The organism is Oceanospirillum linum, from assembly GCF_001995095.2.
Lineage (GTDB): Bacteria > Pseudomonadota > Gammaproteobacteria > Pseudomonadales > Halomonadaceae > Oceanospirillum > Oceanospirillum linum.
This window is the reverse complement of record NZ_MTSD02000001.1, coordinates 190,714-211,232: the sequence shown is the minus strand read 5'-3', so window position 1 is coordinate 211,232 and position 20,519 is coordinate 190,714. Positions and strand designations below refer to the sequence as shown.

Annotated in this window: 21 protein-coding genes and 1 pseudogene; 16 read left to right on the top strand and 6 right to left on the bottom strand. The window is 51.0% G+C overall.

Going from position 1 to position 20,519, the window contains the following annotated elements; translation table 11 throughout:
* Window positions 1–145: 145 nt before the first annotated feature.
* From BTA35_RS18890 to BTA35_RS01020, 4 genes and pseudogenes are all read left to right on the top strand, one after another.
* Window positions 146–250: pseudogene (locus BTA35_RS18890) on the top strand (transposase); the annotation flags it as partial.
* 180 nt (window positions 251–430) lie between these two features.
* Window positions 431–754, top strand: a complete 324-nt coding sequence (gene sugE / locus BTA35_RS01030; protein ID WP_430522257.1) for a quaternary ammonium compound efflux SMR transporter SugE — start codon at window positions 431–433, stop codon at window positions 752–754.
* 282 nt (window positions 755–1,036) lie between these two features.
* Entirely contained in the window at window positions 1,037–1,600 is a 564-nt protein-coding gene (locus BTA35_RS01025) for a hypothetical protein (RefSeq protein WP_077242572.1), read from the top strand.
* Between the two features lie 205 nt (window positions 1,601–1,805).
* Complete coding sequence (locus BTA35_RS01020) at window positions 1,806–3,599, top strand: protein adenylyltransferase SelO (RefSeq protein WP_238377456.1); 1,794 nt, start codon at window positions 1,806–1,808, stop codon at window positions 3,597–3,599.
* 48 nt (window positions 3,600–3,647) lie between these two features.
* Here BTA35_RS01020 and BTA35_RS01015 read toward each other — a convergent pair whose 3' ends face one another.
* Complete coding sequence (locus tag BTA35_RS01015) at window positions 3,648–5,093, bottom strand: aminotransferase-like domain-containing protein (protein WP_077242571.1); 1,446 nt, start codon at window positions 5,091–5,093, stop codon at window positions 3,648–3,650.
* 230 nt (window positions 5,094–5,323) lie between these two features.
* Here BTA35_RS01015 and BTA35_RS01010 point away from each other — a divergent pair, with 230 nt between their 5' ends.
* Window positions 5,324–6,484, top strand: coding sequence for an aminotransferase-like domain-containing protein (locus BTA35_RS01010; RefSeq protein WP_077242570.1), 1,161 nt, complete (start codon window positions 5,324–5,326; stop codon window positions 6,482–6,484).
* A gap of 129 nt (window positions 6,485–6,613) precedes the next feature.
* On the opposite strand, the gene BTA35_RS01005 is transcribed toward BTA35_RS01010, so the two are convergent.
* Both BTA35_RS01005 and BTA35_RS01000 read right to left on the bottom strand, forming a co-directional pair.
* Window positions 6,614–7,321, bottom strand: a complete 708-nt coding sequence (locus tag BTA35_RS01005; RefSeq protein WP_077242569.1) for a type 1 glutamine amidotransferase — start codon at window positions 7,319–7,321, stop codon at window positions 6,614–6,616.
* Window positions 7,322–7,931: 610 nt separating this feature from the next.
* Complete coding sequence (locus BTA35_RS01000; protein ID WP_077242568.1) at window positions 7,932–8,174, bottom strand: DUF2789 family protein; 243 nt, start codon at window positions 8,172–8,174, stop codon at window positions 7,932–7,934.
* Window positions 8,175–8,319: 145 nt separating this feature from the next.
* Between BTA35_RS01000 and BTA35_RS00995 the strand changes: the two genes are divergently transcribed.
* Together BTA35_RS00995 and BTA35_RS00990 are read left to right on the top strand one after the other, a co-directional pair.
* A complete protein-coding gene (locus BTA35_RS00995) occupies window positions 8,320–8,841 on the top strand; it encodes a GIY-YIG nuclease family protein (protein WP_077242567.1) in 522 nt (173 codons plus the stop codon).
* A gap of 144 nt (window positions 8,842–8,985) precedes the next feature.
* On the top strand, window positions 8,986–9,762 hold the full coding sequence (locus BTA35_RS00990) for an alpha/beta fold hydrolase (RefSeq protein WP_077242566.1): 777 nt from the start codon (window positions 8,986–8,988) through the stop codon (window positions 9,760–9,762).
* A gap of 156 nt (window positions 9,763–9,918) precedes the next feature.
* Here BTA35_RS00990 and hmpA read toward each other — a convergent pair whose 3' ends face one another.
* Window positions 9,919–11,118, bottom strand: a complete 1,200-nt coding sequence (gene hmpA, locus BTA35_RS00985; protein ID WP_077242565.1) for an NO-inducible flavohemoprotein — start codon at window positions 11,116–11,118, stop codon at window positions 9,919–9,921.
* A gap of 375 nt (window positions 11,119–11,493) precedes the next feature.
* On the opposite strand from hmpA, the gene norR reads away from it, so the two are divergent.
* The 5 genes from norR (at window position 11,494) to BTA35_RS00965 (ending at window position 16,326) form a co-directional block, all read left to right on the top strand.
* Window positions 11,494–12,672 carry a nitric oxide reductase transcriptional regulator NorR gene (norR, locus tag BTA35_RS18760; RefSeq protein ID WP_338012989.1) on the top strand — a complete coding sequence of 393 codons (1,179 nt, stop codon included), beginning with the start codon at window positions 11,494–11,496 and terminating at the stop codon, window positions 12,670–12,672.
* Window positions 12,673–12,713: 41 nt separating this feature from the next.
* A complete protein-coding gene (locus BTA35_RS18755; protein ID WP_338012988.1) occupies window positions 12,714–13,256 on the top strand; it encodes an AAA-type ATPase lid domain-containing protein in 543 nt (180 codons plus the stop codon).
* Window positions 13,257–13,380: 124 nt separating this feature from the next.
* Window positions 13,381–14,622 carry an MFS transporter gene (locus BTA35_RS00975; RefSeq protein WP_139363601.1) on the top strand — a complete coding sequence of 414 codons (1,242 nt, stop codon included), beginning with the start codon at window positions 13,381–13,383 and terminating at the stop codon, window positions 14,620–14,622.
* 66 nt (window positions 14,623–14,688) lie between these two features.
* On the top strand, window positions 14,689–15,315 hold the full coding sequence (eda, locus tag BTA35_RS00970) for a bifunctional 4-hydroxy-2-oxoglutarate aldolase/2-dehydro-3-deoxy-phosphogluconate aldolase (RefSeq protein WP_077242563.1): 627 nt from the start codon (window positions 14,689–14,691) through the stop codon (window positions 15,313–15,315).
* Between the two features lie 66 nt (window positions 15,316–15,381).
* Window positions 15,382–16,326, top strand: a complete 945-nt coding sequence (locus BTA35_RS00965; protein ID WP_077242562.1) for an eIF2B alpha/beta/delta subunit family protein — start codon at window positions 15,382–15,384, stop codon at window positions 16,324–16,326.
* 37 nt (window positions 16,327–16,363) lie between these two features.
* On the opposite strand, the gene BTA35_RS00960 is transcribed toward BTA35_RS00965, so the two are convergent.
* Window positions 16,364–17,137, bottom strand: a complete 774-nt coding sequence (locus BTA35_RS00960; protein WP_160054858.1) for a M23 family metallopeptidase — start codon at window positions 17,135–17,137, stop codon at window positions 16,364–16,366.
* Window positions 17,138–17,275: 138 nt separating this feature from the next.
* Between BTA35_RS00960 and BTA35_RS00955 the strand changes: the two genes are divergently transcribed.
* From BTA35_RS00955 to BTA35_RS00940, 4 genes are all read left to right on the top strand, one after another.
* A complete protein-coding gene (locus tag BTA35_RS00955) occupies window positions 17,276–17,968 on the top strand; it encodes an alpha/beta hydrolase (RefSeq protein WP_103989635.1) in 693 nt (230 codons plus the stop codon).
* A gap of 148 nt (window positions 17,969–18,116) precedes the next feature.
* Window positions 18,117–18,224, top strand: coding sequence for a cytochrome c oxidase subunit CcoM (ccoM, locus tag BTA35_RS18750; protein WP_283589688.1), 108 nt, complete (start codon window positions 18,117–18,119; stop codon window positions 18,222–18,224).
* Between the two features lie 118 nt (window positions 18,225–18,342).
* Window positions 18,343–18,684: a hypothetical protein gene (locus tag BTA35_RS00945; protein WP_077242559.1), complete on the top strand. Its 342-nt coding sequence runs from the start codon at window positions 18,343–18,345 to the stop codon at window positions 18,682–18,684.
* Between the two features lie 130 nt (window positions 18,685–18,814).
* Complete coding sequence (locus tag BTA35_RS00940) at window positions 18,815–19,276, top strand: DUF4442 domain-containing protein (RefSeq protein WP_202931145.1); 462 nt, start codon at window positions 18,815–18,817, stop codon at window positions 19,274–19,276.
* Between the two features lie 113 nt (window positions 19,277–19,389).
* On the opposite strand, the gene BTA35_RS00935 is transcribed toward BTA35_RS00940, so the two are convergent.
* Window positions 19,390–20,481, bottom strand: a complete 1,092-nt coding sequence (locus BTA35_RS00935; RefSeq protein WP_077242558.1) for an ABC transporter ATP-binding protein — start codon at window positions 20,479–20,481, stop codon at window positions 19,390–19,392.
* Window positions 20,482–20,519: the final 38 nt, after the last annotated feature.

Genomic DNA, 20,519 nt, shown 5'->3' with positions numbered 1-20,519 from the left:
GAAGCGCAGGAGGCGGTGGTGGCTCGATTCAAGCACTAGGACTACAACCAAACGTCGATGGTGGTCAATGGTCAGGGCCAGTTGCTGCTGGGTGCTTTTGAGCGTGCACTGCCTTACCCCCCGTTTTTTATGAAAAGCTGGATCTTTCCTGTTAAAGATCATCCTGTTTGCTTACGCTAAAGGCATCACCTCCAGCCGTGAGATCCCGTGGTGCTACGAAACTAACATGATCTTTAACCCCCTGCCCTGTGTCCTGCTTTTATCCATCGGAAGGCATTGGTAAGAGAAAGACCGTAGACGATAACTAACCCGAAACGTTCTCTATTACCTGCATCCGCTTGCGCTTAAAATATCTTTTTCATCTGAAGTGAGGACGACCTCACCGCTCAATCTCGTTAGGGGACGGCCCCAAAGCTAACGGAGAGATTTCATGGGTATAAGTTGGTTTATTTTGTTCGCTGCCGGGCTGTTAGAGGTCACTTGGGCGATTGGGCTTAAGTACACAGATGGTTTTACAAGGCTCTGGCCGACAGTGGGCACGGTGGTTTCTTTAGTTGCCAGTTTTTTGCTGTTGGGTCTGGCCCTGAAAACGCTGCCGGTGGGTACGGCCTATGCTGTCTGGGTGGGCATTGGCGCTGTCGGAACGGCTGTCCTGGGTATATTTTTATTTGGTGAGTCGGCAGATGCCCCTAAACTGGTGAGTTTAGGACTGATATGCGCTGGGATTATTGGTCTTAAATTAACGCATACCTGAACAGGGTGCGGTGTTTCTCCTGATGATAAGCACCGCACTTCCTGAGCTGATAATCGAAGAAAAATTCCACTTTTATATTAGAAATTAAACTATTAGTGTTTTTTTATTAAGCGATATATTGAAGTAATAAATCGTTTTGATTCGCTGCAGGGTTGGTGTTATAAAACGTCGGTTGATTTTTTTGTTATATGGTTATCTCAAAAATACATATTAAAAATATAATTGTTGTGTCTGTAATGGAAAAAGTCGCAATTATTGATTGATAGATCTAAGAGGCATGGAATGTTAAAGAAATTGATCGTTTTATTTGCAATGGTGACAATATTGGCAGCCTGTGGCGGAGGGTCTTCATCAACGGGAAGTGATAGTACCAGCGGTGGCAGCGGCAGTGATACAGGTTCAGGTGGCGATGCAGGTTCTGGCGGTGAGACGGGTACTGTTCTGGATGGTGTCTGGGTTAAATCCTGTGGGCCTGTTGACCCCAGTGACCCTGAGACCTTATACGATATTGTTACCGCGACCTTCTCCGGTAATAACTTTACATCCAATATTAAAAACTACCTGGATGCCGGTTGTTCTATCCCCATGAGCGAGGCGCCTAACCCTATCGCTGAGGGTGTATTCAGCATAGGTGCGGAGGTAACAACATCCAGTGGTGTTGTTGCTCAGGAGCTGGATAGCCATGTTACCCGCTACAGTGGTGCTGATTTTGACACTTACACCTACACCATTTTTACCATCGAAGGTAATGTGCTTTATATGGGTGATGATAACGGCTTTAATGACGGAACAACGTCAGCTCTTCGCCCGACAGCAATGAATTACAATCGTGCCTTTTATAAGTAAGTAAGATTGTTGCCTGCCATTAAAATACTTCATTAAAAGCGGCCTTACGGTCGCTTTTTTGTTGCTTAAACAAAGAACCTAAAAATAACCCTGCTTTGTGTCCCGTTGTTTGCCTGCCCCTGCACTCTCTATAATGTCTTATCAAAGACACCCAGGCACTTTTTCTAACGAGTACTTTCCAGCTACCTAACGGGCAGGCGTTATTGTGAAAAGCATTTCTAAGACAACGGCAACCATCAACTCACTGGATGATCTGGCGAACGCCCTCGATTACTCCCTGATGGATTCGCTAACCTCTGATCCGGATGCCACGACCGATGGCGCGGATCATAACCCCCGTCAGGTATTCAGTGGACATTATGTGCCGGTAACGCCTACGCCTATTCGTCAACCGCAATATATCGCCCACAGCGGGGCTTTTTTCCGTGAGTTGGGGTTGAGTGACAAGCTCGCGCAGGATGACAGCTTTACCTGCCTGTTCAGTGGTGATCTTTCCCGTTTATCGCCTCCTTTTCGTAAAACCGGTTGGGCGACAGGTTATGCCCTTTCCATCTATGGTACAGAGTATAATCAACAGTGCCCGTTTCAGACCGGTAACGGTTATGGCGATGGCCGTGCGGTGTCTGTGGTGGAAGCGGTGCTGGGCAACCAGCGCTGGGAGATGCAGCTGAAAGGTGGTGGTCGCACGCCCTATTGCCGTGGTGGCGATGGCCGTGCGGTGCTGCGTTCCAGCGTGCGGGAGTTTCTGGCCCAGGAGCATATGCATGCACTGGGTGTACCTACTTCCCGTTCGTTAACGCTGTATGTCTCCAAAACCGATATGGTCAAACGCCCCTGGTATTCGGAAGGCTCCCGCTCTATGGACCCGGATCGTATGGTGGCGGAACCGGTGGCCATCACTACCCGTGTGGCACCTTCGTTTATCCGTGTTGGTCAGTTGGAGCTGTTTGCCCGCCGTGCCCGTCAGCAGCAGTCGAATGCTTTAGCGGAGCTGGAGCAGCTGGTACGTCACCTGATCCAGCGGGAATATTCCGATGAGCTTCCCGGAAACCTGAGTCTTGCCGATAGCGTGCTGGAACTCGCCAAAGCTTTCCGTGGCCGGTTGGCCCGACTGGTCGCTAACTGGATCCGGGTGGGTTACTGCCAGGGCAACTTCAACAGTGATAACTGCGCCGCCGGTGGTTTTACACTGGATTACGGCCCCTTCGGCTTTATCGATGCCTTTAACCCCCATTACCAGCCGTGGACCGGTGGTGGACAGCATTTTTCTTTTATGAATCAGCCGGTGGCGGCGGGTAAAAACTTTGGTAGTTTCTGCTCTGCCCTGCAGCCGTTACTGGCGGCTGAGCCGGAAGCGTTAAGGCAGCTGCATGATATTGAGCGCGGCTTTGATAATGTCATGCAGGCCGAGATGGAAGCGATGTGGGCGGCCAAGCTGGGTTTAACCATGTTTGATGCAGAGCTTTTTCGTCAGCTTGAGATGCTGATGATGCTGACACCGGTGGATTATACCCGTTTCTTCCGGGCTCTTTCTGAGCAGTCGCCCTCTGAACTTTCTACCGAACAAGCGGACATCAGCGCCTTGAAAGCCAGCTTCTATAATGGTGACGATTACGGAGCGGTCGCCCTGCACCCCCGGTATAACCTGGATCATGGGGAGATGGAGCATCGCTGGTCGCTTTGGTTAAACCAATGGCGGCAAGCGATTATGCGGGAGGCGGTGATAGCGGATGAGCGGGGCGAAGCCGTACGCTCAGAAGCTGAGGTGCAGGCTCAGATGAAAGCGGTTAACCCGAAATACACCCTGCGGGAATGGCTGCTGGCACCGGCCTACCAGGCCGCAGCGGAAGGGGATTACCAGCTGATCCATGAACTGCAGACCGTTATGGGGCAGCCCTATGATGAGCAATCAGAAGCGGTTGCTGAACGCTTCTATCGTCAAAAGCCTATTGAGGCTTTTGGTGCCGGTGGCGTCTCCCATCTGAGTTGCTCTTCCTGAACGGCAGCTCCTGAATCACTCCGTCTTATCGACTCTGCCATTGGGCGCTTAAAAGCAGCGCCCGATGCGTTTGATCCCCTCCAAAACCTCCTCCTCCGGGCAGGCGCAGCAGTTGATGCGCAGATAGCGGCTATAAAGGTCACTGGTGGGGGAGAAGACATCCCCCGGCAGAAACATCACCCCTTTTCCCAGCGCTTTCTGATGCAGAGGCATCGCCATAAAAGGTTCCGGGAGCTCGACCCACAAAACAAAACCCGCCTCGGGCAGAGATACCCGCGTGCCTGACGGGAAGTAACGCAGTACCCACTCCCGGGTTTGGTGTACCCGTAATTTATGTTGGCTGGCGATCTTACGCACAGAGCGCTGATAAACACCCTGTTCCAGCATATAAGCGACACTGAGCTGACAAGGGGTGCTGACACTGACGTTGTTTTGAAATTTTCGGGCCGTAGCGGAGGCGGTATCTTCCGCCGGTAATAGCCAGCCAACCCTTAGGGAAGGAGAGAGACTTTTGGAGAATGAGCCGCACTGGCTGACAACTCCGTAGTTGTCCAGGGCTCGCAGTGAGCGAAGAGGGCGATCGGCATAGGCGAGATCCAGACAGATCACATCCTCAATCAGTCGGGTGCCGTGACGGTAACAAAGATCGATAAGGGCATTTTTTTGCGTTTCCTGCATCACAAAACCCAAAGGGTTGTGCCCCACCGGATTTACAACACAGGCATTGACGGTGATAGCTGACATCATGGTGGCTAAGTGGTTCAGGTCGATACCGGTTTCCGGCGAGGTTGGAATTTCCAGGGCTTTTAACCCCAGGCTTTCCAGCTGCTGCAGAATGGTGAAGTAGGTGGGAGACTCAATGGCCACGACATCACCGGGGCGGGTGCACTCACTAAGCGCGATACGTAGGGCTTCTGTGCAGCCATTGGTAATCAGCAGATCCTCAGGCAGGCACTGTATGCCTTGCTGATAAAGGTGCTGCGCTAATGCCTGTTGCAGCAAAGGCTCTCCCCCGGAGGGGCTGTAGCCACCGTAGGCCCACTGAGGTTTTCGACTGATCTGGCGCTGAATTTTCGCCAGCGCATCTAACGGCAGTAGTGCCGGCTCCGGTACCGCTGTACCCAGGTTGATCAGGGGGTGCTCCCGTCCCATAGAGAGCATACGGATCACCAGATTACTGACCTTTACCCGTTCTGCCGCAGGATTCGCTGCAGGGATCTGGGGTTGTAGCTGACCGTGGGATACTGTTTCCGGGAGATAGTAGCCGGAGCGGGGGCGCACCATAACCAGCCCCTGATCAATCAGATACTGATAGGCACTTTGCGCGCTGCTCAGACTGATATTAAACTGTTTAGCCACTAAGCGCAGACTGGGTAGCTTCTGGTCAGGGTTGGCGTGCTGAATGACCTGCTGATAGAGTTTTTGCCCCACCTGTTGGTATAGGGGCTCCTCCTGAGGGCTGTTTAACGCTTGTGTTGGTTTATATTCAGACATCTGTTTGTGGCTTTTTGGCAGTATGGTAAAATTTCAGCGAACTGTGTATCAGTTATTTTGGTCTGTATGGGGCTGTTTTAGCAAACTGTATCTTTTCTGTGTGCCCCTTCCATTTCCATAATGTCATCATAAAGTCTGAGATAGACTGGAGCCCTGCAAAACACTTTTCATCGCTTCAGGCTCTGTTGCTCAGTGACAATAAATATCATCATTTGAAAAAGGATTACCTTATGTCCAGTCCCTCACCGGAATTGAAACTGTCCGCTTATGCTAACCGCCTGCCGGGTTCTCCGGTCCGTGAGATTCTGTCGGTCAGCCAACAACCGGGCATGATCTCTTTTGCCGGTGGTCTGCCGGATGCTTCTGTTATGCCTGAGATGCCGGAACTGGGTGATCTGAGCAGCATTAAGCAGTATGGCACTTCAGATGGCGAGGCTCTGGTGAAGCAGGAGCTGGTGAAATGGCTGGGTAGCGAAGGCCTGGCCTGTACCGAAGATCAGATTATGATCACGTCTGGCTCCCAGCAGGGTCTGGATCTTGCGGCCCGTATTCTGGTGGATGTGGGGACTCAGGTCGTTGTTGAAGATCCGACCTATCTGGCGATGCTGCAGGTTCTCCGTGGACTGGGTGCTGATCTTGTGCCGTTTGACCTGGGTGAAAACGGTGTCGATCTGGCCTCTTTAGAGCAGCAGCTTAAAGATAAGAACCCGCGTATGGTGTATCTGATTCCGACGTTCCAGAACCCGACGGGGTACAGCTACACAGAAGCGGAGCGTATCGCAGTGGCTGAGTTGCTGGATCGCTATGATGTTACCCTGATTGAAGATGATCCGTATCGTGTTCTGAACTACGATAACGCCTTTACTCGTCCGATCTGCTCTTATCTGAAGAAAGCGACCTGGATGTATATGGGGTCTTTTTCCAAGATGCTGTGGCCGGGTTTGCGTACCGGTTATGTGATTGCACACCCGGATCTGTATCCGTGGATTTTGCGGGCTAAGCAGGCGACGGATCTGCACTCTAACCGCTTAGGACAGAAGATCATTGGTGATTTTATGGCCGCTGGCAGCTTGCCTGCACACATTGAGCGTCTGCAGAACCATTATCGTGTGAAGCGTGATCTGATGCAGAAACTGCTGAAGCAGTACCTGCCGGAGTCTGTGAAATGGAAGCTGCCTGCCGGTGGTATGTTCTTCTGGTTGGAGTTAGAAACAGATACCCGTGACGTTCTGTCGAAAGGAATCGAAGCTAAAGTTGTGCCTCTGCCGGGTACGCCGTTTGAAGTTGAGAAATCCGCGGGTAAAGCTCTGCGCCTGAGCTTCAGTCAGATGACACCTGAGGATATGGAAGAAGGCTTGAAGCGTCTGGCTAAGGTTTTGGAAACACTGTAGTAAGGTTCTGGAAATAATGTAGTAAGGTTCTGGAAATACTGTAGTAAGAGCCTGACGTTTAGTCTGAACTAAAAAAGCCGGAATCTATCTCTGATATATTCCGGCTTTTCTGTATCTGGATCGAGGTTATCAGCTCACGGTGGCAGTGGCCTCCAGCTGAGCCTGCATATAGCCCATGATCTGCTCCATACGCTGATTCGCCTCAGAGAAGAGTTCAAAGTCCACCAGCATCGCTTCTGCAGGCTGGGTGTGAGGGCCTTCTTCATCAATCTCATGCCGACAGGCATCCACCAGTTCACGGGCAGCCTCTGGGGTGGTTTCCAGGTGAAACTGCAGCGCTACAACCCGATCCTGATAGATAAAGCCTTGCTGAGCACAGCCTTCGCTGCTGCCGATGGATTTAGCACCTTCCGGCAGGGTAAAGGTGTCGCCATGCCAGTGGAAGGCCTGAAACTGCTGGGGCAGCCCCAGAACCATGGCATTAGGCGTTGCGGTGATGGGGAACCAGCCGATCTCACGGTCTTCGTTTTTGCTGACCGTCGCGCCCAGTACCCTTGCGATAAGCTGAGAGCCCAGACAGATGCCGAGTAACATTTTATCCTGTGCCATCGCCTCACGAATAAAGCGCTTTTCCGCTTGCATCCAGTCAACATTGAAATCATCGTTGGCACTCATGGGGCCACCAAGAATCATGAGCAGATCATAGTCATCATGGGATGGCAGTGCTTCACCTTCATAAAGATGTGTGGTGGTCAGTGTGTGGCCATTTTTTTCTGCCCAGCGGGCGATATTGCCCGGCCCTTCATAGGGAACATGCTGAAAAACATGTATTCGCATTAATGCTGCCTCACTTGCTGAAAATTCTTTGGCCTTAACCCAATGCCTGCTGCCAGGTTGCGATTACTGACTGCAAATCGTTTATCGTGCTGGCTATTGTTTTTTAGCAGACTAACGGATTGCAGGCCGGTGTAAAAGAAAGATGTCGTGCCAGAACCTGATTTAATCACAGTGGTTGCGTTGGCAAAAAAGTGTGATGAGAGGGCTGATCTGAAGTATGTTGCCGGGAATTCTGATGAATTCGGCAGAATGAAATAGTCTGGGGATTTTATATGCGTTGCAGAGTGGCAACTGGGAGGCTCACTTTTTATTGTCATATACCGTCGATGTAACGCTGAAGTTGAATAGGCTAAAACACAGAGATAACAGGATATCGCCCTGGGGGAGCTGATGCAATATATCCTGAGGGCAGATAAAGCTTCTGACAAGTATTCCTCTGAAAGCCTGATGTTTTTTCGGTGCGAGGTACCGTCCGGCCACCCGTAAAACGGGTCTGCCTGAACGGTATTCTCTGGGTAGTGGAATTTATGTTTCTTAAATTGAAAGATTTGCTCTTATTTTGTATCGTTTACGGCAGGTGCATTACGCCGCCTGACCGGTTCAGTCTATATTACTTTGCTGGTTCAGACAGTGCGCTGTGTAACGTATCGATAACCTCACTCCAGTCGGAGTCCTCATCCAGACCCTGGGCTAAAAAGGCTGCCTGAACATCGGTAAAGCAGCTGGCTTCATAGATGGGCTGGTCAGCCGGAATAGGGGCGTTATCTCTGATAAATTGTTGGATAGATGTCTCGTCGCTGGGCAGGCCAAGCTGGTTAAACAGGTTGGTCATGTTGTGAGTGGATAGATCCATGATCTGTCTCCTTCATGCTTGCGATAAGTATGATCAATAGCGATATAAGCTATTACCACTAAATAAAAAGGGCCAGGCAACCAATAATAAAAAGTACCTGAACCTAATATAGAAACACAGACTCAAGAATGCTAACAGGGATCCTATGAAAAAAATAAAAGACCTGTCGCGTCTCGATATTGCTGAACTGACCCGTCAGCTACCGAAAGAAAAGGGTTCTTACCTGATTTTTTTCGAGATGAAACATGCTAAAACCATTCGCGTTGGTAAACTGACAGAAACCAAGTTTTCACCGGGCTTTTACGCCTACGTGGGCAGTGCTTTTGGCCCAGGGGGGCTACACGCCAGGCTCAGGCATCATTTGAGCATCAGTGAACGTTGTCACTGGCACCTGGATTATATCCGCCCTGAGATGGAGTTTCTTTGCCTGTGGATGACCGAAGACAAAGAACCCCGTGAACATGACTGGGCGAGCGTGCTGCAGGATCTGCCCACGGCTGAAATACCGGTCAAAGATCTTGGGGCGACGGACTGTCAGTGTCAGGCGCACTTTTTCCGCTTTGATCAGCTACCGACGCTGTGTGAGTTCCGCAAACAGCTCCGGCTTAGGGGGATTCTGAATGCTGGCGTTGATGAGGTGAGCCGGTATCAGCTGCAGGTTGCCTGATCCGGTATTTCATTGAGCATGCGCCTTGACGGCTATGGCACGATTAAGGGGCTCATAGTGGCGCAAGCCCGGCGGGCGCTGCATAATACGGCGCTGTTTCGATAGCCTTTCTATGTTTGATGACACGGTTCGGAGGTATATAGGATGTCAGATCGCCCCACACTGTTTTATACGGAGCAGGGAGAAGGTTTTCCGCTGATCATTATCCATGGTTTGTTTGGTTCAGCGGATAACTGGCGCACTTTAAGTAAAAAGTTTGCGGAGCAATATCGTGTGATCGCTCTGGATCTGCGTAATCATGGCCGCTCTCCCCACGTGGAGGGGATGAGTTATCCTGCGATGGCGAGTGATGTGCTGGCGCTGATGGACAGTCTGCAGTTGGAAGAAGCTCATATTCTCGGGCACTCCATGGGCGGCAAGGTTGCGATGCAATTGGCACTGAATCACCCTGAGCGTATTGAGAAACTGGTTGTGGCCGATATCGCACCGGTAGAATATGGCCACGGCCATGATGAGGTGTTAGCCGCTCTCTACGCGGTGCAGAATGCCGGTGGTGCTGCCAGTCGTAAAGAAGCGGATACCCTGATGGCGGAGCATCTGGATACTCTGGGTGTGCGTCAGTTTCTGAGTACTAATCTGGAAAAGAAACCGAATGGTAAGCTGGGTTGGCGCATGGGCCTTGAGCAGATTAATGCGGATTATGATGCCGTGGTTAAGGCACCGACGGGCCAGGCTTTTAGTAAGCCTTCGCTTTTTATTCGCGGTGAGCTTTCGCATTATGTTGAAGATGGCTATCAGGGACAGATTGACCTTCTGTTTCCACAAAATCAGCTGATTACCATGTCAGGCTGCGGTCATTGGCTGCATGCGGAGAAACCACTGGATTTTCTGGCTCATGTGCAGGCCTTTCTGAATACCTGATGTAAAAAGTTAATACCTGAAGCAAAAAAGCTAATAGCGGGTGCTGACATTTGAGTACAAAATACCCCGACGGATCATCGATCTGTCGGGGTATTTTGCTAAAGGGGCGGGGAATCCGCCTGTATGCAGTGTCAGGCGGCCTTGCGCCGTTGAAGCTTAAAGGTCGGCGTGGGGGCCAAATACCTCATAGTGAATTTGCTCTGATCTGACACCCAGCTCCAGTAGCTGCTTTTTAATAAAGGCCATGAAGGCAACCGGGCCGCACAGGTAAAAATCCCCCGCTGACACGGGAAGCTCTGATTGAATAGCCTCCAGTGACATCAGTCCGGTATGCAGGCCATTAACCGCGACACTATGATCATCTTGGCTCTGGTTATACCAGGTATGGGCGGAAAAACTAAGATGTTTACTCAGTTCCTTAATCCGGTGTTTAAAGGAGTGTTGCGCGTCATTTTCGCAGGCATGCAGGAAACTGACCGGGTGTTTGTATTGCAAACGTGCCAGTGTCTCCAGCGTTGCGATCATCGGTGTAATGCCAACCCCTGCTGAGATAAGGACAACAGGCTGCTGCCGGTCAGTGAAGTAGAAATCACCGGCTGGTGCAAACAGGTCAACCTCATCGCCAACCATCAGTTCATCATGCAGGAAATTAGATACAAGGCCATCGACTTCACCTTTTTCCTGCTTAACGGAGATGCGATAGCTGCTGCCGTTTGAGGCATCAGATAATGAATATTGACGGATCTCTTCAAATTCAGAGTGGCTGGGTTTAACGCGAATACCCACGTACTGTCCCGGCTTGTAGGCCACCACCGGTTGTTGGTCAACCGGAATAAAGATAAAGCTTTTAACCCGTTCAGATTCCTGTTTGCTGGTCTCAAGGCGAAAGCGGCGTGGACCTTCCCAGCCACCGAGGCTTTGGGCATTTTCCTTATAAAGTGCTTCTTCCCGCTGAATAAAGATATCTGCCAGCTGCTGATAAGCCGCGGTCCAGGCGTCTTCAACTTCTAGGGTAAAGGCATCCGGGGCCAGTTCCTTCAGCGTGTGGATCAGGTGGTGGCCGACAATTCCATATTGTTCAGGGCGGATATTAAAGCTGGTGTGTTTATGGGCGATGCGCTCAACGGCGGCTTGTAATACCGGCAAGTCATCAACATAGCGGGCATAGGCGGCGACGGCATTAAACAGAGCCACGGATTGGCGGCCTGAGTGTTGATGGCTCATATTGAAGATGTTTTTAAGCTCAGGATTGTGACTGAACATACGGGTGTAAAAGTGTTCAGTGATTTTGCTGCCTGCGCTTTCAAGCAGTGGGATAGTACTTTTAACAATGTCGATCTGGTTTGGTGTAAGCATAGCAGTGTAAAACCTTTTTATAAGTAACTGATTTCTAAGTAGCTGAGTGCCGCAAAGCACCTGTCCGGTGCATCGATCCCTATGACCCTGGCTGTCAGGCTCATTCCGCTGAGCCGGAGCCTGGAGTGGATTATGCTGTGCGGTAATACAGGTATTAGCACTGGGTGTGCCAGATGTTAAAAAGTCTTTTTAATCAGTATGTTATGATTTTTTATTTGTTTTCTTATTTATAAAAGAGTCAAATAGATCTTTTATTGAGTAGGTCTAAAAAGTATTTTTAGGTCAAAATGACATGAACCATATTGTTTGCTGAGGCGGCGTATGCTTTAGTGAAGATTCCTCTGATTGAACGATAGGCCGGTAATGGTGTGACCTATGTCTGAGAAAACGGATACCTCCTTAATAAAGTCTGGCGACATCTTTGTAAAAGCGGCCCACGGGGAGGGTAGCTCCGGGGTATCCCCTGTCAGCCAGAGCACCCTGCTGCAGCTGGCGATTGATCTTGCCGATAGCCTGAGTGCGCAGGACCGCTTCAATCGTCTGCTAACTGCGGTGAGAAGCAGTGTTCCCTGTGATGCGGTGGTTCTGTTACAGCGTATGGGACATGAGCTTAAGCCGCTGGCTCAGAAAGGGCTGGGAGCCGATGCTCTGGGACGCCGTTTTGAGATTCGCTCGCACCCGCGCTTTGAGGCGATCTGCCGGTCAGAAACCCCTGTGCTTTTTGAGTTTGGATGTGACCTGCCAGACCCCTACGATGGTATGTTACAGGGCTTTTCCGGTGACCTGCCGGTACACGCCTGTATGGGACTTCCGTTGCAATCTGATGGGCAGCTGATTGGTGTGCTGACATTGGATAGTATGACCCCTGACGCCTTTGAACATATCCCCTCACAGACTCTGGAGGTGATGGCGGCCATGGCGGCGGCCAGCCTGAAAACCGCTATGCTGTTGCAGCATCTGGAAGCTGACTCTGTCCATACCCGCAATGTGATCCATGAGTTGACTCAAGAGGCACTGATCAAAGATGGTGGTGAGCTGATTGGTGACAGCGCTGTGATGCAAAAGCTGAAACAGGAGTTGGCCCTTGTGGCTCCGTCTGATTTTGCCATTCTTATTGAGGGGGAAACGGGCGTCGGTAAGGAGTTGGTTGCCCGTACCCTGCATGGGCTTTCGCAGCGTGCCAAAGAGCCTTTGGTGTATGTGAATTGTGCCGCAATTCCTGAACACCTGGTGGAAAGCGAACTGTTTGGTCATATTAAAGGGGCTTTTACTGGTGCTGAGCGAAACCGGGAAGGGAAATTCAGTTTGGCCGATGGGGGAACGCTGTTTCTGGATGAGATCGGCGAACTGCCTCTGGCTGCACAAAGTAAGTTACTAAGAGCTTTGCAAAATCAGGAAATTCAGCCGGTTGGGCAGGATCGGGTCTCTAACGTTAATGTACGGGTTTTAGCTGCAACGAATCGCGTTTTACAGCATGAGGTGGAGCGAAATCGTTTTCGGGCTGATCTTTATCATCGTTTGAGTGTCTATCCGATCAGGGTTCCCCCCCCCTGAGGGAGCGCCATGGCGATATCAGCCTGCTGGCGGGGTATTTTATGGAGCTGTCCCGCCGTAAATTGGGGTTGGAGCAGTTATTGCTGGAAGAAGGTGCCCGGCAACTTCTGGAAGCTTATCCCTGGCCGGGCAATGTCCGGGAGCTTGGGCATGTCATTGGCCGGGCTGCTTTAATTGCCAGCGCGGATGTGAGTAGGCCAGAAGTGAATAGCTCTGCAGAGGGGCCCGGTGCCATCAAACCTATGGTTCGAATTCAGTGCTGCCATCTGGGGGATATCCCATCGTCTGCGGACAAGGTTTCAGAGCCACCTTTGCAACGGGCGGCATCGGTGGCGGCTACTGCTGACAAGGCTCGCCAGTTATCAGAGACAGGGAGTGCTGGTTTTGACCCGGAGCAGGGGCTGAAAACCGCAACAGAGGCATTTCAGCGGAAGCTGATTATTGCGACCCTAACCGCATCTGAGGGTAACTGGGCCAAAAGCGCCCGTAAGCTGAAGACCGACCGTGCAAATCTGGTACGTCTGGCAAAGCGGCTTGGTATCGGAGTTGTGCGACAGGTTTCTGTTGACCCTGGGGCATCATAGATATCGAGCTATTGCTTCTCAGGGAGTATACTTGAGTGCTTCAGAGGGGCTTTATGCCTCTCTTTTTGATCTTATTCTCTTTTTTCAGACCGCAGCACTCTTTTGTTCCGACTATGGAGCCCCGATGTACTCACAACCCCCAGACCACTCTCTGCGCTCTGGTGCAGCACCCGGCGAATGGCGGGTTGTCATTCTGGTGACCCTGATTCAGTTTATTAATATCGTCGATTTTATGATGGTGATGCCCCTGGGGCCGGACTTTGCCCGGGATCTGAATATTCCCATGTCAGACCTGGGGCTTATTGGTGGCAGCTATACGTTTGCGGCGGCAGCTTCCGGGTTTATTCTCAGTCAATATCTGGATCGCTTTGACCGGCGAGCCATCGCTATGCTGGCTTTAGCAGGTTTATCACTTAGTACCTTCGCGGCCACTCTGGCGACAGATCAGGCGGAATTAATGCTGGCAAGGATCTGTGCCGGAGCTTTTGGTGGGCCTGCGTCAGCCATTGGTATGGCGATGATTATTGATGTTGTGCCAACGGAGCGGCGGGGCAGAGCGATGGCAATTGCGATGGGATCTTTTTCTGTTGCTGCGGTTGCGGGAATCCCTTTTGGTCTTGAACTGGCCAATTGGCATGGTTGGCAGACCCCTTTTTATGGCATAGCCCTGAGCGGTATCAGTGTCTTGCTGGCGATCTTTCTGTTACTGCCTAAGATGGACCGTCATAAGGGGAAACATAAAGGCAAGCCCGCCACAGGTGTTTTCTCACTGCTCAATAAATCCCTGACGCGCTGGGCTCTGATGCTGGTCGTGGTTTCTATGTTTGGCAACTTTCTGCTGGTTCCCAATCTTTCTGCTTATATCCAGTTCAATCTGGGCTTTCCCCGTGAACGCATTGGTGAACTGTATATGATCGGAGGTGGTGCATCTCTTATCGGTATGCAGGTGACGGGTTATCTGACGGATCGTTTCGGAAGTCTGGGGACGGGAACCGTGGTCTGCCTTGGCCTTGCCCTGGTGCTTTGGTTTGGTTTTATGCAGCAGCCGGAACTGGCCTTGGTGCCTTTTATTTTTGCCGGATTTATGGTGTTTTCATCGGCCCGCAGAGTGGCGCAGAATGCTTTGACCAGTCAGACACCGGAAGCCCATGAGCGGGCGGCCTACACCTCGGCTCAGTTTGCTTTTCAGCATGTTTCAACGGGCATCGCGGCGGTTGGCAGCTCGTGGGTGCTGACTGCTGATGAGCACGGGGTATTACAGGGTATGGTGATACTGAGTACAATAACGCTGATTTTCGTTCTCGCTCAACCGGTTATGATGTGGGTGCTGAAGCGCAAGCTGGATCAGAGGCCCGCTATGTCGTGATTTATTGAGATTGGAGTAAGCGCTGTTTCGTTTCATCTTTCAGGCGGGCAAAATTTAGGAGTGTCTATGTTTTTATCTCAGCTAAGCCAACAGAAAGTACTGCCTGTTTTGGTGCTGGAGTCTGTACAACAGGCGGACTGGATTGGCAGCTGTTTTATTGAAGCCGGCATGAAACATCTGGAGGTGACGCTCAGAACCCCTGCGGCACTGCAGGTAATAGAGTACCTTAACCGCCATTTTCCTGAACTTTCCATTGGTGCCGGAACAGTGCTGAAAAGCTATCAGATAGCCGGGGCAGTGGATGCTGGTGCTGATTTTATTGTTGCTCCGGGGGCAACGGATCCGTTGCTGGATGCCGGTCAGGATTGCCCGGTACCCTTTTTGCCCGGTGTTATGACACCTTCTGAGGCGATGCGGGCAAGGGATTATGGCTTTGGCCTGCAGAAGTTTTTTCCGGCTGAAGCAGCGGGGGGAGCTCATCTGCTGAAGGCCATAGGCGCACCTTTGCAGGACATTCTTTTTTGTCCGACCGGCGGCATCACCCCGAAAAACATGATGGACTACCTGGCGCTGAAGAATGTACCGGTCGTCGGTGGATCCTGGCTGGTAACACCTCAGATCCTTGCGGATAATGACCGCCAGTCCGTGGTTAACCGGCTCAGCCAGCTTCAGCAATTGTTAGGGAAGCTCTAGCGCCCCCGGATGAATGTTGAGTAACAGAAACTTTCGGATCAGACACAAATAAGGACCATCTCTGGTATGTATATCAATAACGATCAGTTTAAAGAGCGTCGTATCCGGGCGGTAAAAGAAGATATTCGCAAAGGCGGTAGTGAGCTTTCGCGAAGTGCTCTGGAAGACCTGAAGGAGTACGCTAATACCTGTGATGCACAAAGCCCTGCTGATCTGAAAAGTGAACTTTTGGATCTGGCGATGCAGATGCAGCTGGCCCGGCCCAGTATGGCGGTTCTGTGGAATGTTATGCAGCGTTGGATAGAGCAGCTGGCGTTTATGCCGGAAGATGCGATGGAGAACGCCCGTCAGTTTGCTATGGAACAGGCTGGAGCTCTGCAGCAGTCTTCTGTTCAGGCCGGAAAAGCCATTGTTCAGGCCCTTAGCCCACAGATTCCCCCGGGTAGTGTTATTCTGACCCACAGCTACAGCACTACGGTTCTGGCTATCCTGGAGACGATGCAGACGGCAGACTGCAGGGTCATTATGACAGAGGCCCGGCCCGGTGTTGAAGGCCGTCGCCTGGCCCGTGCTTTGTCTGAGCTGAAGATAGACACAACCTATATTGCGGAGGCGCAGCTGGGGTGCTTTATCAGCAGCGCTGATGTGGTGCTTCTGGGTGCTGACAGCATACTGGAGGATGGGGCCGTGGTGAATAAGGCCGGCACCTATCTGGTGGCCCTGGCTGCAAAGGATCATGATGTGCCTGTCTTTGTGGCGGCGGAGAGCTTTAAGCACAGCCATCGCAGGGCTGACGAAATTGAACTGGAAGAGATTGCCGGGGATGAGCTTCAGTTACCTGTGATTGATTTTGTCCAGCCGCGCAATATCTATTTTGATATGACTCCTGCCCGCCTGGTGAGCTGCTGGGTTGATGAAAATGGTGCCCGGACCGACTTTACGAATGAATCCAGGGCTATGCCTGCAGGTTTTTTGCAGGATGCCATCAATAAGCGTAAAAACCGCAGCTAAGTCTGCGGTTTTTTAGAGGCGGCTTCCCTGCAATGATTTATTGGATCACAGGTAGGTAGTTTTCCGGGGGGAGAGGAGCACCGCGATCACGGAACTGGAAGTGCAGTGCGGCACGATTTACCAGCGTATTAAAACCAACGGTTGCGATGGGTTGGCGTTTTTTGACGGTATCACCTGTTTTTACGACTAATGCATCGCAGCTTGCGTAAACGGTTTGCTGATCACCTGGGTGCTGAATAATGACGACCTTCCCCAGGCTTCGCATCTCTCCGGCAAAGCTCACCGTTCCCTCTTTTGCTGCGAATACGGTTTGGCCTGGTTGAGCCTGGAGGTTGACGCCTTTCTGTAATCCCCAGTTCTCTTCACCAAAACCACTGATCAGCCGGGGGTTAGAGATCGGCCAGATATAACCTGTGGTGGCCCGGCGGGGGGCGACACCAATAATTAACTTCTGCCCGGGGTGCAGCCTGTCATGGTCGATACCAGGGTTACTGCGCTTCAGGTTCGATAGCGATATGGCAAAATGATCCGCAATGCTGCTCAGGGTGTCCCCTTTTTGCACCGTATATTGAATGCTTGGTGTCTGAGGGTTGCTGCCACGGGTTGGAAGCTGTAATTCGGTACCGGCCCTCAGCCGATGGGGAACAACTTTCGGGTTATAGCGGGACAGAGTCTCCAGATCAACCTTGTAGCGGCGGGCGATGCTGTAAAAGGTCTCTCCGGGTTTAACCAGATGCACTTTACTGTTGGTTGTGCCATAGGGTGTGCTGCTACAGGCAGATAGCAAAAAACTGGCTATAAGAGCAGTCAATATGAAAAGCAGCTTCGGCATGGCATAAAGTCTGGTTGAAATGGTAAGAGGCAGATGGTCGGCAGCATAAAGAAAATACCGCTGGTTTTCAAAGATATCTTAAACAATGAACATTTTTGACAGAAAAAAGAGGCGATAATGACGCTATTTACTCAGGGCATGAAACAGGTCGAGACCTCAGAGAAACCGGATGCTTGTGTCATCTGGTTACATGGCTTGGGCGCTGGAGCTGATGATTTTATTCCGGCGGTACCCTATCTGAAATTACCGGATTCACTTGGGGTTCGCTTTCTGTTTCCCCAGGCACCTCATCGGCCTGTTAGTATCAACGGTGGCTGGGAGATGCCCGCCTGGTACGATATTCTGAAGATGCTGCCAGAGCGTGAAATCGATCCGGCACACCTTCAGGAGGCCGCACTTGGCCTGCATGAACTGACCCGACAACAGATTGATGCCGGAATAGCTGAAGATCGTATATTCTGGATCGGATTTTCTCAGGGTGGTGCTGTGGTGCTTGAAGCAGCCCTGAACGGTGGCCGTTATATGACTGCAGATCACTCAGTTAGCCAGCCTGCCGCCATATTTGCATTATCAACCTATCAGGCTCAGCCTGTTGAGCAACCTCATCCAAAACTAGGCGAGATGGTTTTTTGGCACGGGCATGGTTCTCAGGATGATGTGGTGCCGTTCTCAATGGGTAAAAAAGCGGCTGAGCAAACGGAACTGAAAGCTGCAGATTCCCAGTGGCACCCTTATCCAATGGCCCATGAGGTTTGTGTGGCTGAGTTGGAAGCGATCGGGCATTTTATTCAGCATCGCCTCGGCCAATAAGCGATATTTATTGACCTTTGTCACACATGAGTTGCTGCTATATACAGATCCGCTAATTAGTTTGATCTGGGGCAGGGTTTACCCCCTGATCCCTGCTAATCTGAACTCAGATGATTTGTTTACTCACGAACCCTCTGAGGTGATGATTATGTATATGGATGATGCGGTATTTGCCAGTTTGTTGGTAATCGGTGGTGCTCTGGTTTTCTTTGGTGGCGTGATTTACTTCATCATGAATGATAAGCCAAAGCAGTAATTCGTTACAGTTGCATACTTTCGGTAATCGTTATTTAAGGCTATATTGAACCCATGCCCGTATTGGTGGTTGTAACCAGTGCGTCATGGGTTTAATTTTTTCTCTCCTGGAGGCCAATATGATTGAATCTTCTGTATCTCAGGTAACCTTGCTAAACCGTCAGGCTGCCGGCACTAACAATCAGGCTCAGCAGCGTCTGGATGCTGCCAGCGAAAGTCGTCAGGAGGAATCCGGGACTACTCAGCCAACATCAAATGCAGGGGTTTCTGCGGATGCTGTAAAGGGCAGTGTACCTATTAGTTCCGCACCCAGTACTCAGGTCAGCCAAATGGCTGAAACAACTGAGCAGCAAAGTACCTACAGTAGTATTCAGGATCAGTCTAACGACCTGCTGCGAAAGCAAGCGGAGGTTCGTACTGATCAGGCGTCTCTGGGAAGTTTGCTGGATACACAGAGCTGATTGCTGCCTCGCTGGGCAGAAGACTGATTGATTATTAAAAAGGAAGGCCTTGCCTTCCTTTTTTTATTTCTGCTTTAATGTCGAACAACTGTTTGAATTCTTGTTTGATCCGGCGGAGGGAAGTTCTGTTTTGAAAGCTACATTGCTAAAGTGGGGGATTTCCCTCTGGCCACCGCTTCTGGGGGCCGGGGTTAAGGTTGAAGTCTTGGCAAAAGACTTTTCTTATGCCCGTATCCGTATGAAATTACGCTGGTATAACCGGAACTATGTCGGTGTGCATTATGGCGGTTCCCTCTATTCCATGACAGATCCCTTTTATATGCTGATGCTTTCAGAAAGCCTTGGCCGTGATTATGTGGTTTGGGATAAAGCTGCTCATATTGATTATATAAAGCCAGGGCGCTCCACTGTTCGGGCTGAGTTCCGGGTCTCCCGGGAGATGCTGGATACTATTCGGGAAAAAACGGCGACCGGTGAGAAATACCTGCCCGAGTTTGAAGTGCAGATTCTGGATGAGGAAGGCGAGTTGGTGGCCCGTGTCATGAGAACACTGTATATCCGGAAGAAGCGTCAGGAGCCTGATAGCAGGTAGCCCGTGCAGAAAAAGGTACCAGTGGAACCGAAAGACCGGTGTGATAAAAAACCACTCTGCCTCTGGCTGTAAAGAGGCGAGTGGTCTTTTATGTAGAGTATTGGCTGCCGTTACTAACTGGCTTCAGCCAAAGCCGATGGTGTTTCGTTAACATTGGCCCCGGGTTGTGGGAAGAGGATCAGATGGTCTGCTTTTACCTCCAGTTGAACGGTATCTCCGATACTGAACTCTGCATGGCTGTTAAACATAGACTCGACTATTTGACCGGATGGCAGCTTTAATCGATAGAGCGTTGCAGAACCGGTAAAGGTGAACTGTTCAACGATCGCTTTGATGGGGCCTTCTGGGCTATGCACAATATCATCAGGCCGTAACAGGACATCCACTGGGGTGCCATCTTTCCACGGGTAGGCGCGGTTGCCTTCTATCAGGCCAATTTCGGTTTCTACGTTGCAGTGATTCTGCAGAGTTCCTGGAATAAAGTATCCCTGGCCGACAAAATTCGCCACGAAACGATTCTGGGGCTCATGATACAGGTTGTAAGGTGTATCCCACTGCTGCAGACGCCCCTGATTCAGTACACCAACATAATCGGCCATAGCAAAGGCTTCAGTCTGGTCATGGGTTACCAGAATACCGCTGATATTCAGGCTTTTCAGGATACGGCGCACCTCAAGCCCCAGGTGCTTACGCAGTTCAAAGTCCAGATTGGAGAAGGGTTCATCCAGCAGGATTATCTGCGGTCGGGGGGCTAAAGCCCGCGCAAGGGCGACACGTTGCTGCTGCCCTCCTGATAGTTCATGGGGGTAGCGATGACCAAGATCACTCATGTTAACCAGGTCCAGCATTTCACAAACCCGTTCTTTACGCTCTTTATCGCTGAATTTTCTAAGGCCAAAAGCGACATTTTCTGCGAGGGTAAGATGAGGAAACAGGGCGTAATCCTGAAAAACCATACCGATGCGACGCTCTTCCGGTTGCACCATAAGGTTGGGAGCAGAAATTACTTCGCCATTCAGACTGATTGAGCCTGTATAAACCGGATCGAAACCGGCGATGGTTCTGAGCAGTGTGGTTTTACCGCAGCCACTGGGGCCGAGAAGGCAGCAGATATCCCCTTGATTCAGGGCAAAACTAATCTCCCGGGTAATCACCAGTTGGTCGTAGCGACATTCAATATTTTCGACCTGAAGCAGAGTGCTCATTAAGAGGTCCTTACAGAGTGCGGTGGCAGGTGCAGGAT

Excerpts from the sequence above, each read along its gene's own strand:
- sugE (WP_430522257.1), top strand. The coding sequence starts at position 431 with ATGGGTATAAGTTGGTTTATTTTGTTCGCTGCCGGGCTGTTAGAGGTC.
- BTA35_RS01025 (WP_077242572.1), top strand. The coding sequence starts at position 1,037 with ATGTTAAAGAAATTGATCGTTTTATTTGCAATGGTGACAATATTGGCA.
- BTA35_RS01015 (WP_077242571.1), bottom strand. The coding sequence starts at position 5,093 with ATGTCTGAATATAAACCAACACAAGCGTTAAACAGCCCTCAGGAGGAG.
- BTA35_RS01010 (WP_077242570.1), top strand. The coding sequence starts at position 5,324 with ATGTCCAGTCCCTCACCGGAATTGAAACTGTCCGCTTATGCTAACCGC.
- BTA35_RS01005 (WP_077242569.1), bottom strand. The coding sequence starts at position 7,321 with ATGCGAATACATGTTTTTCAGCATGTTCCCTATGAAGGGCCGGGCAAT.
- BTA35_RS01000 (WP_077242568.1), bottom strand. The coding sequence starts at position 8,174 with ATGGATCTATCCACTCACAACATGACCAACCTGTTTAACCAGCTTGGC.
- BTA35_RS00995 (WP_077242567.1), top strand. The coding sequence starts at position 8,320 with ATGAAAAAAATAAAAGACCTGTCGCGTCTCGATATTGCTGAACTGACC.
- BTA35_RS00990 (WP_077242566.1), top strand. The coding sequence starts at position 8,986 with ATGTCAGATCGCCCCACACTGTTTTATACGGAGCAGGGAGAAGGTTTT.
- hmpA (WP_077242565.1), bottom strand. The coding sequence starts at position 11,118 with ATGCTTACACCAAACCAGATCGACATTGTTAAAAGTACTATCCCACTG.
- norR (WP_338012989.1), top strand. The coding sequence starts at position 11,494 with ATGTCTGAGAAAACGGATACCTCCTTAATAAAGTCTGGCGACATCTTT.
- BTA35_RS18755 (WP_338012988.1), top strand. The coding sequence starts at position 12,714 with ATGGAGCTGTCCCGCCGTAAATTGGGGTTGGAGCAGTTATTGCTGGAA.
- BTA35_RS00975 (WP_139363601.1), top strand. The coding sequence starts at position 13,381 with ATGTACTCACAACCCCCAGACCACTCTCTGCGCTCTGGTGCAGCACCC.
- eda (WP_077242563.1), top strand. The coding sequence starts at position 14,689 with ATGTTTTTATCTCAGCTAAGCCAACAGAAAGTACTGCCTGTTTTGGTG.
- BTA35_RS00965 (WP_077242562.1), top strand. The coding sequence starts at position 15,382 with ATGTATATCAATAACGATCAGTTTAAAGAGCGTCGTATCCGGGCGGTA.
- BTA35_RS00955 (WP_103989635.1), top strand. The coding sequence starts at position 17,276 with ATGACGCTATTTACTCAGGGCATGAAACAGGTCGAGACCTCAGAGAAA.
- ccoM (WP_283589688.1), top strand. The coding sequence starts at position 18,117 with ATGTATATGGATGATGCGGTATTTGCCAGTTTGTTGGTAATCGGTGGT.
- BTA35_RS00945 (WP_077242559.1), top strand. The coding sequence starts at position 18,343 with ATGATTGAATCTTCTGTATCTCAGGTAACCTTGCTAAACCGTCAGGCT.
- BTA35_RS00935 (WP_077242558.1), bottom strand. The coding sequence starts at position 20,481 with ATGAGCACTCTGCTTCAGGTCGAAAATATTGAATGTCGCTACGACCAA.